Origin of the sequence: Bowmanella sp. JS7-9 (genome assembly GCF_004329715.1) — a bacterium.
GTDB lineage: Bacteria > Pseudomonadota > Gammaproteobacteria > Enterobacterales > Alteromonadaceae > Pseudobowmanella > Pseudobowmanella zhangzhouensis.
Map to the genome: position 1 here is coordinate 299780 of NZ_JXSY01000018.1, position 13015 is coordinate 312794.

12 protein-coding genes are annotated in these 13015 nt (G+C 47.5%); 10 read left to right on the forward strand and 2 right to left on the reverse strand.

All coding sequences use genetic code 11. The features are described 5' to 3' along the window. Positions 1–153: 153 nt before the first annotated feature. The 10 genes from TK45_RS10855 to TK45_RS10900 all read left to right on the forward strand — a co-directional run bounded on the left by TK45_RS10855 (position 154) and on the right by TK45_RS10900 (position 10411). Positions 154–1353: a saccharopine dehydrogenase family protein gene (locus TK45_RS10855; RefSeq protein WP_131258678.1), complete on the forward strand. Its 1200-nt coding sequence runs from the start codon at positions 154–156 to the stop codon at positions 1351–1353. A 60-nt stretch (positions 1354–1413) separates the two neighbouring features. Next, positions 1414–2550 (forward strand): carboxynorspermidine decarboxylase, encoded by a 1137-nt coding sequence (nspC, locus tag TK45_RS10860; RefSeq protein WP_131258679.1) that lies wholly within the window; start codon positions 1414–1416, stop codon positions 2548–2550. 111 nt (positions 2551–2661) lie between these two features. Beyond that, entirely contained in the window at positions 2662–3660 is a 999-nt protein-coding gene (gene msrP / locus TK45_RS10865; RefSeq protein ID WP_131258680.1) for a protein-methionine-sulfoxide reductase catalytic subunit MsrP, read from the forward strand. Next, positions 3660–4274: a protein-methionine-sulfoxide reductase heme-binding subunit MsrQ gene (gene msrQ / locus TK45_RS10870; protein ID WP_131258681.1), complete on the forward strand. Its 615-nt coding sequence runs from the start codon at positions 3660–3662 to the stop codon at positions 4272–4274. Before msrP ends, msrQ begins: the two co-directional genes overlap by 1 nt. Before the next feature lie 79 nt (positions 4275–4353). Further along, a complete protein-coding gene (locus TK45_RS10875; RefSeq protein ID WP_131258682.1) occupies positions 4354–5517 on the forward strand; it encodes a tetratricopeptide repeat protein in 1164 nt (387 codons plus the stop codon). Positions 5518–5599: 82 nt separating this feature from the next. Beyond that, the gene (locus TK45_RS10880; protein ID WP_165490762.1) at positions 5600–6397 is read left to right on the forward strand and encodes a M28 family peptidase; all 798 of its coding nucleotides are present in this window, start codon (positions 5600–5602) and stop codon (positions 6395–6397) included. 184 nt (positions 6398–6581) lie between these two features. Continuing rightward, complete coding sequence (gene glnK / locus TK45_RS10885; RefSeq protein WP_131258684.1) at positions 6582–6920, forward strand: P-II family nitrogen regulator; 339 nt, start codon at positions 6582–6584, stop codon at positions 6918–6920. A gap of 14 nt (positions 6921–6934) precedes the next feature. After that, a complete protein-coding gene (locus TK45_RS10890) occupies positions 6935–8188 on the forward strand; it encodes an ammonium transporter (protein WP_131258685.1) in 1254 nt (417 codons plus the stop codon). Between the two features lie 112 nt (positions 8189–8300). Then, a complete protein-coding gene (locus TK45_RS10895; protein WP_131258686.1) occupies positions 8301–9215 on the forward strand; it encodes a Dyp-type peroxidase in 915 nt (304 codons plus the stop codon). Positions 9216–9229: 14 nt separating this feature from the next. Continuing rightward, a complete protein-coding gene (locus TK45_RS10900) occupies positions 9230–10411 on the forward strand; it encodes a dipeptidase (protein WP_131258687.1) in 1182 nt (393 codons plus the stop codon). 41 nt (positions 10412–10452) lie between these two features. On the opposite strand, the gene TK45_RS10905 is transcribed toward TK45_RS10900, so the two are convergent. Together TK45_RS10905 and TK45_RS10910 are read right to left on the reverse strand one after the other, a co-directional pair. After that, on the reverse strand, positions 10453–12081 hold the full coding sequence (locus tag TK45_RS10905) for an alkaline phosphatase family protein (RefSeq protein WP_165490763.1): 1629 nt from the start codon (positions 12079–12081) through the stop codon (positions 10453–10455). A 90-nt stretch (positions 12082–12171) separates the two neighbouring features. After that, positions 12172–13011 carry an isopenicillin N synthase family oxygenase gene (locus TK45_RS10910; protein WP_131258689.1) on the reverse strand — a complete coding sequence of 280 codons (840 nt, stop codon included), beginning with the start codon at positions 13009–13011 and terminating at the stop codon, positions 12172–12174. Positions 13012–13015 lie beyond the last annotated feature (4 nt).

Genomic DNA, 13015 nt, shown 5'->3' on the forward strand with positions numbered 1-13015 from the left:
TCACATGTTGGCGAATATTCGTGTTTCCAAACAGTTGCCTGCGTAATTTGCTACACTGCTTTTTTCGGGTTAAGTCTGTGAAACTATTGCCAAGTTTTGCAATGGTGATAGCATGCAGCGTTTTTTTCATTTGCTAACCGTTGAGGAATATCTATGTCCCGCGTTCTGATTATTGGTGCTGGTGGTGTCAGTACTGTAACTGTTAAAAAATGTGCGCGTTTGCCAGAGTTTTTTGATGAAATTTACTTGGCTAGCCGTACCCTGTCTAAGTGTGAAGCGTTGCAACAAGAATGTGGCGTGGATCGTATTAAAGGGGTTTTTGCAGTCGATGCTGATAACGCTGATGAAGTCATCAAGTTAATCGAACAAGTGAAGCCTGATCTGGTGGTTAACCTGGCATTACCTTATCAGGATCTGCCGATTATGGATGCGTGTCTGGCAACCAAGACACACTACCTGGACACCGCTAACTACGAGCCAAAAGACGAAGCCAAATTCGAATATAGCTGGCAGTGGGCGTATCAGGATAAATTCAAAGACGCCGGTATCATGGCCCTGCTGGGCAGCGGTTTCGATCCGGGTGTTACCAACGTGTATACCGCGTACGCAGCTAAGCACTATTTTGATGAAATTCACTATCTGGATATCGTCGATTGTAATGGTGGTGACCACGGCAAGGCGTTTGCGACCAATTTCAACCCGGAAATTAATATCCGTGAGATTACTCAGCGTGGTCGTTTCTGGGAAAACGGTGAGTGGAAAGAAACCGATCCACTGAGCGTGCGTGAAGATCTGGATTATCAGAACATTGGTGTTCGTGCCTCTTACCTGATGTTCCATGAAGAACTGGAATCCCTGGTTAAGCACTTCCCAACGCTGAAGCGTGCCCGTTTCTGGATGACTTTCGGCGAAGCGTACCTGACCCACCTGCGTGTGTTGGAAGGTATCGGTATGACCAGCATTGAGCCAATCAACTTCCAGGGTCAGCAAATTGTGCCTTTGGAGTTCCTCAAGGCTGTATTACCTAACCCTGGCTCTTTGTCTGATGGTTATCAGGGACAAACCTGTATCGGTACTTACATTACCGGTATCAAAGATGGTAAAGAGAAGACCATCTTTATCTATAACAACTGTGACCACGCTGCCTGCCACGCAGAAGTCGGTGCTCAGGCTGTTTCATACACTACCGGTGTTCCGGCGATGATCGGGGCCGCGCTGATGTTAAAAGGTACCTGGATGAAACCGGGCGTATGGAATATGGAGCAATTCGATCCGGATCCATTTATGGAGCTGTTGAACGTGCATGGCTTGCCATGGCATGTGATTGAATGTGACTCTCCGTTCGCGAAGTAATAAGACACACGCCACCTCCAGGGTGGCGTTTTTCACTCTGTTTATTTGGAGTTATTTGCTGTGACTGATCCGATTTTACATCCTGCCATTCCATCGCCTTGCTATGTATGTGAAGAGAGCCGTCTGGAGGCTAACCTGCAGATTATGCAGCGGGTTCAACAGGAAGCCGGTGTTGATATTATCCTTGCGCTGAAAGGTTTCTCCATGTGGTCGACCTTTCCGCTGGTCAAACAGTATCTGAAAGGCTGTACCGCCAGCTCTGTTTGGGAAGCTAAACTGGCCAAATTTGAATTCGGTAAGGAAGTACACGCTTACGCACCAGCCTATAAGCCACAGGATATAGACGAATTAGTCCAGTTGGTTAACCATATCTCGTTTAACAGTGTTGGTCAGTGGCAGCGTTATCAACAGCAGGTTGCCGATGCTGGTATCTCAATGGGGCTGCGAATTAACCCGGAACATCGAGAAGCGGAAACTGAGTTATATGACCCCAGTGCACCGGGCTCACGTTTAGGTGTTCGTGCGTCGCAACTAGAAGGGTTGGATCTAAGCGGCATCGATGGCTTCCATGTACACAACCTGTGTGAATGTGACTCGTTTGCCGCCGAGCGCACATTGGAGGCAGTCGAAAAGCGCTTTGCCAAATGGTTGCCGCAAATGAAATGGTTAAACCTGGGCGGTGGTCACCTGATGACGCGCAAAGGTTACGATGTAGACCACCTGATTAAGACCTTGAAAGCCTTCCGCGAAAAATATGATCTGCATATTATTCTGGAGCCAGGCTCTGCGGTGGCTTGGCAAACCGGGCCGCTGGTGGCCGAAGTCGTGGATATCGTTGAAAATCGCGACAAAATCGCCATTCTGGATATTTCTGCCACGGCACATATGCCAGATGTACTGGAGATGCCTTATCGCCCAGTCGTGCGCGGTACAGGTGAAGCCGGCGAGAAAGGCCATGATTATAAGCTGGGCGGGAACTCCTGTCTGGCCGGTGATGTGATTGACACCTACAGTTTTGATAAGCCTTTAGCCATTGGTGACCGCATTATCTTTGAAGATATGATTCACTACACTATGGTGAAAACTACCTTCTTTAATGGTGTGCAACATCCGGATATCGGAATTTTACGTAAAAATGGTGAGTTCGATTTGATACGTCACTTTGAATACGAAGATTTCAGGGACCGCCTGTCCTGATTTAGAAAAGGAGCCTCATGGCTCCTTTTTTATTGGCTGATTGAAAGCAAATTGGGCTTATCACTGTCTTTATGCGTAGATGGAAAAGGGTTTAATTGCCGGGGATGTGAATTGTTTACTTTTAAGCGAAAGCAGGATGTAAGTGAAAATCAGGTGACCGACGAATCAGTTTACCGGGGGCGGCGTCAGTTGTTGAAACAGCTCGGCTTTGTCGGTAGCACCGGATTATTGGCGCCCTATGCCACAGCAGGTGTTTTGGACTGGTTTGGTGATAACCAGACCATAGCGCTAAAGCCACTTAGCTATGTAGCCGATGCCAATCGCTCGGAACCCGACCTGACGCCAGAGTCAAAAGTGACCAGCTACAACAATTTTTATGAGTTCGGCACCCAAAAAGACCAACCCGCGGAGAACGCGAAAGACTTTAATCCGGATCCCTGGACCTTGCTGGTGTCTGGTATGGTCAACAAGCCGATAACTCTGGGTTATGAAGACCTGATTAAGCGACGAGATCTGCAGGAACGTATTTATCGACTGCGCTGTGTCGAAGCCTGGTCAATGGTCATCCCTTGGATTGGCTTCCCCTTAGCTTCCTTACTTAAACAGGCTGACCCACAAGGCAGTGCTAAATATGTCGCGTTTGAGTCTTTGGCAGATAAATCCAGGATGCCGGGGGTCGGTAACTACTTTCTCGGTGGCGGTATAGATTATCCCTATGTGGAGGGCCTGCGCATGGATGAAGCGATGCACCCGTTAACCATCTTAGCGGTGGGTTTGTACGGTAAAACCTTGCCAGGGCAAAATGGTGCGCCAGTGAGATTGGTTGTGCCGTGGAAATATGGGTTTAAAAGCATCAAATCTATCGTGTCCATCCGTCTGACGGATAAACAGCCACCTACCACCTGGAATAAGCTTGCTCCTCAGGAATATGGGTTTTACGCCAATGTGAATCCAGCGGTGGATCATCCGCGATGGAGTCAGGCACGAGAGCGACGGATCCTCAGTGGAGGCCTGTTCAATCAAACCTATATCGATACCCAACCGTTTAACGGTTACGCCGAACAGGTGGCCTCTTTATATAAGGGCATGGATTTGAGGCGTAATTATTAATGCTTTCTGCTGGTAAAAAAGTACTGCTGCTAAAGTACCTTATTCATCTGGGTTGCCTGGGAAGCATTGGCTGGCTGTATCAAGCTGCCTGGCAAGATACGCTGGGGCCGGATCCTGTCGAGCGTGTCATTCACTTTTGCGGTATCGCCAGCTTAAACATGCTGCTGTTAACCCTTTGTGTTTCACCATTGGCAAAGCACTTTAAAGCAGGCTGGTTAATGCAAACCAGGCGATTACTCGGCTTGTATGCAGCATTTTTTGCACTACTGCATGTGGTTAATTACTGGGTGTTCGAGCTGGCGCTTAGTGTCGATATGTTTGTTAGTGAGTTAATTAAACGGCCATACATATGGGTGGGCATGCTGGCGCTGAGTATATTCAGTGCGCTATCGGTCACCTCAATAAACAATATTCGCAGACGTATGGGTAGAAACTGGCAGCGCCTGCATAATCTTATTTATCCTCTGCTGCTGCTGGTTATTTGGCACTTTTACTGGTCAGTTAAAGCGAATGTCTCGGAACCCATATTTTATGGGCTTTTTGCGCTTGTGCTTATGCTGATTCGGATTCCAAACAGACTTAACTTTTCGTTGGTAAAGCGACCGAACAAGTAATTTTCAGGATTAGTCTCTGGTGCGATTGTGAAAATATCTGTAATAGTTATCAATAAGCCAAACCAAGGGTGGGTCAATCATGAAACTAAGAGCTCTTCTGGTGTTGCCACTATTATTATTGGGTGCTTGCCAAACAACTCAGGTATCCCGGTTACATGTTGATGAAGTATTGCGAGATGACTTGTTTCCAGATGCATCATCCATTCCCATCGAGTCAGTTGAAGACATATTTGCACTCAATCCAGCCATTATTGAGAAACTCAAACCGATTATTGCAAAGACACCCAATCTAGCAGTAAGACGGGATGCCCTGATTGATGAACTATTCGACCAGTCAGTGTTGAATTTACGTTATGAGAACAGTGCAAATACCACTGCAAGTGAAACTTCGGAGCAGAAACAGGCAAATTGCCTGTCAATGTCTATTCTGGCTTATTCAATGGCTCAGTACATTGGCTTAGAACCAGTTTTTCAAGAAGTTCACATTCCGGAGGCTTGGGTGAGGCGTGATGGGTATTCCATGCTCAATGGTCACGTTAATCTAAAACTCAAAATGCAGGCAGAAAAGAAAAATGTCGATCTGATGATTGTCAATGGTAAAGAAATTGTCATCGATTTTGACCCAGAGATATCTCGCTATCATTTCCCGACCAATAAGATCGATAAAAGTCGAATCGTTGCCATGTTTTACAATAACAAAGGGGCTGATGCGTTAGTTCAAAATAATATATTAGCCGCCTACGCCTATTTCCGTGCAGCAATTCGGGCCGATAGTTCGTTTGTACCAACGTATGGAAATATTGGCATTGCATATAGAATGTCAGGACACTATGACGCTGCTCGTGATAGTTACGAAGCAGGTTTAGTTTATGCACCTAATCATACAAATCTATTGGAAAACCTCGCCGTCTATTACAGTCATATTGGTCAGCCTCAAAAGGCAGAGGCGCTCTATGAAAAGGTTGTACTGAGACGAATTAATAATCCCTATTATCATTTTATTCTCGGCGAAGAAGCGATGAGTAAAGGACGTTATGATGAGGCTCTGGACTTTTATCGGAGGGCAAATAGCTTGAATAACAAAAATCATGCTTTCCATTTCGGTTTAGCAAAGGCATGGGCTATGTTGGGAGACTACGACCGCAGTGAACGGGAATTATTGCGGGCGAGAAGATACGCAGATAACGTAGAAGACGAACAGAAATACACATCTAAATTGCAGTTATTCGCGGGTATACGTTGAGGTGCTGTCAGTTTATTTAATGGTCTCTTTACTGACGGCGATACCAACACAGTTGGACGATAGCTTGTGGCATGATATTGAGATGCTGAGCAGTCCAGCATTTTCAGGTCGGCGGATTGGCCACAATGAAATGGCTATTGAATATATAGCCCATCGATATTCTCAGATTGGTCTCGCTCCAATCAACAGCAATAATTACTTAAAAGCATTTGAATTCCGTGGCAAAGCCGGAGCAAATATTGTCGGTGAGATAAGAGGTAAAAAAAAACCGGAACAGTATTTCGTGCTAACGGCACATTTTGACCATTTAGGTGGGTCTTTACATGATTATTTTCCCGGCGCAGATGACAATGCGTCAGGGGTTGCGGTTATGTTGGCTCTGGCAGACTATTTCGTTATTCATGCACCCGACTATTCGATATTGTTTGTGGCGACCGATGGTGAAGAATCTGGCTTGTATGGCTCCTACGCCTTTTTGCAAAACAGTCCGATTCCGGTGGAAAAAATAAAACTTAATATCAATCTGGACATGCTAGGTGAGCCAGAGCGGGGTTGTCGCTTAGCTGTGTTTCATCGCTTACTAGGCAAAGAACAGCAGCAGGTGATTGAGCAGTACGTGCAACCACAGACGGAATGTGCGCTGCGGGTGCAAGGGCGTATGTTTCGCACGCAGCAAGGACAACAGTTTGATTGGCTTCGAGCAAGCGATCATTACCCATTTTACCGACAAAATATCCCGGTGATCTTTTTCGGCGGTAGCGCACATGAGCGTTATCACACTCCACGCGACAATGCGGCAAACCTTTCCCGGACGTTCGTAATGAACAGCGCAGAATTGGTTTTACAGATTATTCAGCGTCTCGACCAACTTCCTGATTAACTCTGCACGGCTTTAATGCGCGAAGATAATGCGCCGCCCCAAAATGGTGCGTTAGTTTTCTGTAAATTCATTTGTCTATAGCTAACATGCTGAAATTTAAAGACTATTTCTTTTGGCATGGCACTTGTTTAGTTACTGATAAATCTAACCAAAATCAACATCAGTTCCGACAGGAGTGCCACGTATGAAACTAGTCAGTGCCATCATCAAGCCATTTAAGCTTGATGATGTTCGGGAAGCCATCTCAGAGATTGGCATCGACGGGTTGACCGTCACAGAAGTGAAAGGCTTTGGGCGTCAGAAAGGACACACTGAACTCTATCGTGGTGCAGAGTACCAGGTAGATTTTCTACCCAAAGTGAAACTGGAAATTGCCATCGGTGATGATCAGGTAGATCGCTTAGTCGAGGCCATTATGGGTGCAGCGCGCACCGGTAAAATTGGTGATGGCAAAATTTTTGTGTATGACCTGCAGCACGCGGTACGCATTCGTACTGGCGAAACTGACGACGAAGCAGTGTAAGGGGAGGCTGTCTCATGGAAACAACATTTGAATTAAGTTACGCACTCGATACCTTCTATTTCTTGGTTTGTGGTGCATTGGTAATGTGGATGGCGGCAGGCTTTGCCATGTTGGAAGCGGGTTTAGTTCGCGCCAAAAACACTACAGAAATTCTGACCAAGAACGTCGCCTTGTATGCGATCGCCTGTACCATGTATATGATTTGTGGCTACAGCATTATGTATGGCGGCGCGGATTTTGCTTGGTTCTTAGATGGCATTATGGCTGACGGTGCAACCGGTGCTGAAGAGCCTGCAACTTATGCTCCTTCTGCAGATTTCTTCTTCCAGGTTGTGTTCGTTGCCACCGCAATGTCCATTGTGTCTGGTGCAGTGGCGGAACGAATGAAGCTGTGGACTTTCCTGGCATTCTCAGTGGTGATGACTGCATTTATTTACCCGATGGAAGGACGCTGGACATGGGGTGGTGAAGCGGTATTTGGCATGTATACCCTTGGCGATTTAGGTTTCTCCGATTTCGCTGGCTCAGGTATCGTGCATATGGCTGGCGCCGCGGCTGCATTGTCTGGTGTACTGCTGTTAGGTGCGCGTAAAGGTAAATACGCAGCTGATGGCCGTGTAAACGCGATTCCGGGGGCTAACCTGCCATTGGCCACATTGGGTACCTTCATCCTGTGGATGGGCTGGTTTGGCTTTAACGGTGGTTCTGTATTAGCCACAGCCAGCGTCGAAAGTGCCAACTCTGTTGCCGTGGTATTTATGAATACCAACGCTGCCGCAGCGGGTGGTTTGATTGCTGCGCTGCTACTGGCTCGTGTGATGTTTGGTAAAGCAGATTTAACCATGGCGCTTAACGGTGCACTGGCCGGTCTGGTTGCGATTACGGCTGAGCCTTCAACGCCGACACCACTGCAGGCGACGCTGTTTGGTGCTATCGGTGGCGTACTGGTGGTGTTCTCCATCATTACCCTGGATAAGCTGAAAATTGACGATCCAGTGGGTGCGATTTCTGTACACGGTGTTGTTGGTTTGCTGGGTCTGTTACTGGTACCAGTAACCAATCCGTTGACTGAAGACGGCGGCGCGTCGTTCAGCGGACAATTGATTGGTGCATTAACGATATTTGTATGGGTATTTGTTGTCTCGGCTATCGTCTGGCTGATCCTGAAAGCTACCATTGGTCTGCGCGTTAGTGAAGAAGAAGAGTACGAAGGCGTGGATATCAGTGAATGTGGTCTGGAAGCCTACCCGGATTTCACTAAGTCCTAATCAACCAAGCTATTTGAAAGCCTCGCACTCGCGAGGCTTTTTTGTTGCTAACGGCTTTTAGCCAATTCGTGCTAATTTATTTTCTATAACGAAAACAAATGATTACTTAACCATGGCACAACCTCAAAAAGGCATTTGCGCCGAGCCCAATCTGCACAGTCTGTATCTGATGTTTAACGTGGTCGATGATGACTACGCGGCGTTGCGTGAGCGTTTAGCGATGCTGTTAGATCTGTTTTATTACAATGAGCAAGAATATTTTGAGGCGATGTTGTCGGGCATGATTGCTATCGGCAGTAACTTTTGGTCAGAGATTTATCCGCACAACACGCCTGCTGAACTCGCGCCATTTCCTGACACCGGAAAGCGTGAACCGCGTATGCCGGTTATCCCATTCGATTTATTTATTCAAATCAGAGCCGATCGCGCCGATGTCTGTCATCAACTGGGCGTTGAGGTGTGCCGTTTGCTCAGCCCATATACGGAATTGGTTGAACAGATTAAAGGATTCCGCTTTTTAGATGGTCGTGATTTGACTGGCTTTGTGATGGGGTATGACAACCCCAGAGGGATGGCAAAGTTAGATGTGGCGTTGGTGGGTGAGGAAGATCCGGAATTTGCCGGAGGCAGTTATATCCATGTTCAACGCTACCAGCATAACTTAGCCCAATGGGAGCGGTTATCGGTCGCTGAGCAGGAATATATTATGGGGCGTAGCAAAGACACTAATTCAGAGCTGGATGACCATGCCAGAAGTCCGGCTTGCCATGCGACGCGCATCTCTGTAGATAAATTTGGCGAGCCGATAAAATTACTTCAGCAGGGCATGCCCTATGGAGATATGCACGAGCAGGGCATGTATTTGGTTACCTGTGCGCGAACGGTGAAGCCATTTCGGCATATGCTGGAAAATCTGGTCGCGCTGGATAGGGAAGGGCAATACGACCGGCTGCTGGATTTCACCACAGTGCAAACCGGTTGCGCATTCTTTGCCCCTTCAATCAGTTTCATTAAAAAATACGTTTAAATTAAAGGATTAACATGAAAAAGGCATTACTGGCCGTCGTTGTTGCGACCGCCTGCTCAATGGCTGTTCACAGCCAGGAACCGTCAGCAAAAGCCCATCAATTGGCGCAAAAACATATTCTGGTCGATACCCATATCGATGTGCCAATTCGCTTAGTTGAAGGCTGGGAAGATGTGACTAAAGCGACTGCGAAAGGGGATTTCGATTATCCACGCGCATTGGCTGGTGGTCTGAATGCGCCTTTTATGTCGATTTATATCCCAGCCCGTTATGAACAAAGTGGTGGCGGCGATCAATTAGCTAATATGATGATTGATTTAACTGAGGCGATTGTTGCCCGGGCGCCACAAAAGTTTACCATGGCTGCGTCCGTGGATGAGGTAGAGCGCGCCTTCGCTGACGGCAAAATAGCGCTGGCTATGGGAATGGAGAATGGTACTCCCATCGCGGGTGATTTCGCGAAATTGCAGCATTTCTATGATCGTGGCATCCGCTACATTACGTTGGCACACTCAGAGAGTAATCATATCGCTGATTCATCTTATGATTTGCGTCGTCAGTGGAAAGGCTTGAGTCCGTTCGGAAAAGAACTGGTAGCCGAGATGAATCGATTGGGCATGATGGTGGATATTTCCCATGTGTCTGATCAGGCGTTTTACCAGGCTATCGAAATCTCTAAAGCCCCGGTCATTGCCTCGCACAGTTCGTTGCGTAAATTTACCCCCGGATTCGAGCGTAATATGGATGATGATATGCTCAGGGCGTTGGCCAAAAATGGGGGTGTAATTCAGATAAATTTTGGCTCCAGTTTTATCAACCAAACGGCTCGGGACTGGTATAGCAAACGCGATAAAGTGCGTGACAGTGCAGAAGGTGACGCGGCAAAACAGGCGGTTGAGGATTATAAAGCGACCAATCCATTCCCGTTTGCTACTTTGGAAGATGTGCTGAATCATATTGATTATGTGGTGAAGCTGATTGGTATCGATCACGTCGGTATCGGCTCGGACTTTGACGGGGTAGGTGATTCCTTGCCAGAGAATCTCAAAGATGTGTCGTATTATCCTTATTTAATTCAGGGCTTGCTCGACCGCGGTTACAAGGACGAAGAGATTGCACAAATCATGGGGGGGAACACCCTGCGATTATGGCGTCAGGTAGAGCAAATAGCAGAAAACCTGCAGAAATCTTCATAAAAAAGGTCGGCATGTGCCGACCTTTTTGTTTTTACTTTCTGTTAGCGGATGACGATTTCATTTAGCACCTGACCCGTAGCCCGATCCGGTTGCGTGATACCCAATACCGCGGATAGGGTAACTGCCAGATCTTCCGGCGATACCGGACGGGTGTACTCTTTGGCTTTTACTTTCCAGCCAGTGAAGTACAACGGCACGTAAGTATCGTAATTGTATGGAGAACCGTGAGTCGCCGCTGAATAGCTTTGTAGCATGGTAGAACGCTTCTGCACCACGACCACGTCACCTGCGCGACTGGCCACGTAAGAGTTTTGCACTTTTGCTTTGATCGGATCGTATTGCAGATTCTGCTCGGTTAACTCTTTAGCCGTCAGAGCTAATGCGACGCCATTTACCTGCGCCACTTTCTCTGCCAGCTTTTGTGCGACTGTTTCGATGGATGAGGTCGAGGCGGTTATTGTGCTGTAGTTTAGGTAGATATCCGGCAAAGCGATTTTCTCAATCAGCTCTCCTTTAATGCCCAAATCGGCGGCAACTGACAGGGCGGCAGCATTGATATCCTCGACGGCTTTGGCACGCAGTGCCGGGCTGCCACGCAGGGCTTTGTATTCCGGAATCGCGTCCACACCATGGTCGGCGGACAGTGCAATCAGCACATGCTCCAGGCCGATTTTTTTATCCAGATAACTGAACAGATTGGCGAGGGTTTTATCCAGACGAACCAGATTATCTTCTGCTTCCAGGCTGTAAGGACCAAAACGATGGCCTACATAGTCGTTTACTGAGAAACTGATGGATAAGTAATCCGTAATATCATCTGCACCCAATTGTTGGGTTTCCACCACATGTTGTGCGAATTTCGCCGTTAATTCATCACCATAGGGGGTGTAAGTTAGCATGTCATAGTAGGTGGCGGACGCGTCAGCCGGCATGCCATGTGGGAAGCCCAGATTAAAGCCCTTAGGTGGCATCTGATAGGGGCGGTTGCTGGCATCATTATGATACTGACTTTCCTTCAGTGAAAGTGACCAGCTTGCGCCCAGGTAGGCATCTTTGGCATCGCTCTGATTAAACTGTTCAGCAAAGGCAGGCAATTCGGGGTAGTAATAGGTACTGGTCACCATATTGCCGGTCTTTTTATCAAACCAGAATGCTTTGCCATGGTGGCCTCCGGTTAATACCGCCCCGCGATCTTTAATCGAGACTGCATATATTTTTGCCTGACCATTGGTTGCCTGAAACAACTCATCTGAGAAGGTTGAAGCCAGCAAGTTGGCAGCAGAAGAACTGTAGCCCTTGGCACCTAGCAGAGTATTACTGGCATCTGCCACGCAGTACATGGACTTGCCTGTGCTGCGATCATACCAGTCATTGGAAACCAGCCCATGTTGAGATGGAATTGCACCCGTCGCCAGCGTCGCATGGCCTACCGCTGTGAGGGTGGTGGCATGGCGATAATGGGCGTTAGTGTATAGGGTGCCGTCGTCTAAAAAGCGTTTAAAACCTTTGCTTTTACCTGATGCGACGAAATGATCTGCATAGCGTTTGAGTAAATCACCACGTAACTGGTCTACGGTGATCTGCACTATTAGTTTGGGTTGCTCGGTTGCAACAGCGTCCACTGCGGGTAAGGCGCTGAGCAACAGGCTGGTCATGAGAAACTTGTTCATGGCATTCTTCAAAATAACGGGTACAAAAAAGGACCTAACCATAACGGAAAGGTCCTCGCTTAACAATTCACCTTCGATGAATCTGCGCTTTTAGATGACACCTAACTCGCGCAGACGCTCTTGCAGATAGGTACCTGCAGTATGACGCTCAGAGAGTTTAACGTCAGGACGAGGGTGCAGGAATAAAGGCAGTGAAATCCGGCCGCGTGACTGATCCTGACCTTCCGGGTTAATCACACGATGCGTGGTCGATGGGAAATAACCACCAGATGCTTCTTGCAACATATCACCAATGTTTACGATCAGGTTACCAAAGTCGCATGGCACGTCCAGCCAGGTATCTTCTTTAGTCTTAACCTGTAAGCCAGGTTCATTGGCGGCAGGCAAAATGGTGATCAGGTTGATATCTTCATGGGCCGCGGCACGAATTGCCCCTGGCTCTTCATCACCTTTAAACGGCGGGTAATGCAGCACGCGCAACAGGGTCTGATCAGAGTCTTTAACCATGTTTGACAGCGGCTCCGAGTAGTTGGCCGCGACAGCTTCCGGCGAATATTGCTCAATCCAGTTCAGCAATTCTTTGGCCAGATTCATGGCATGCTCGTAATAGCTAGACAGATAAGGCTTAAGCTCTTCCGGGCACTGACCCCACGGGTAGTAATGGAAGTATTCCTTGATATCTTTAACAGTGTGGCCTTTGGCGACTTCCGATACATCTGGTGGGAAGTAGCCATCCTGAGTGCCGACGTTATAGCGGTAATCATATTTTTCGTCTTTGGCGAAAAACGCTTTAGCCGCTTCATAAATGGTATCGACCATTTTCTGTTGAATCGGGTGGTTTTTTAATACACCAAAACCAGTTTGGTGCAGTGACTCAACAAAGTCTTTGGCTGCGTTGTCTGATGCGTAATCAACAGCGACAAGTTTCATATTC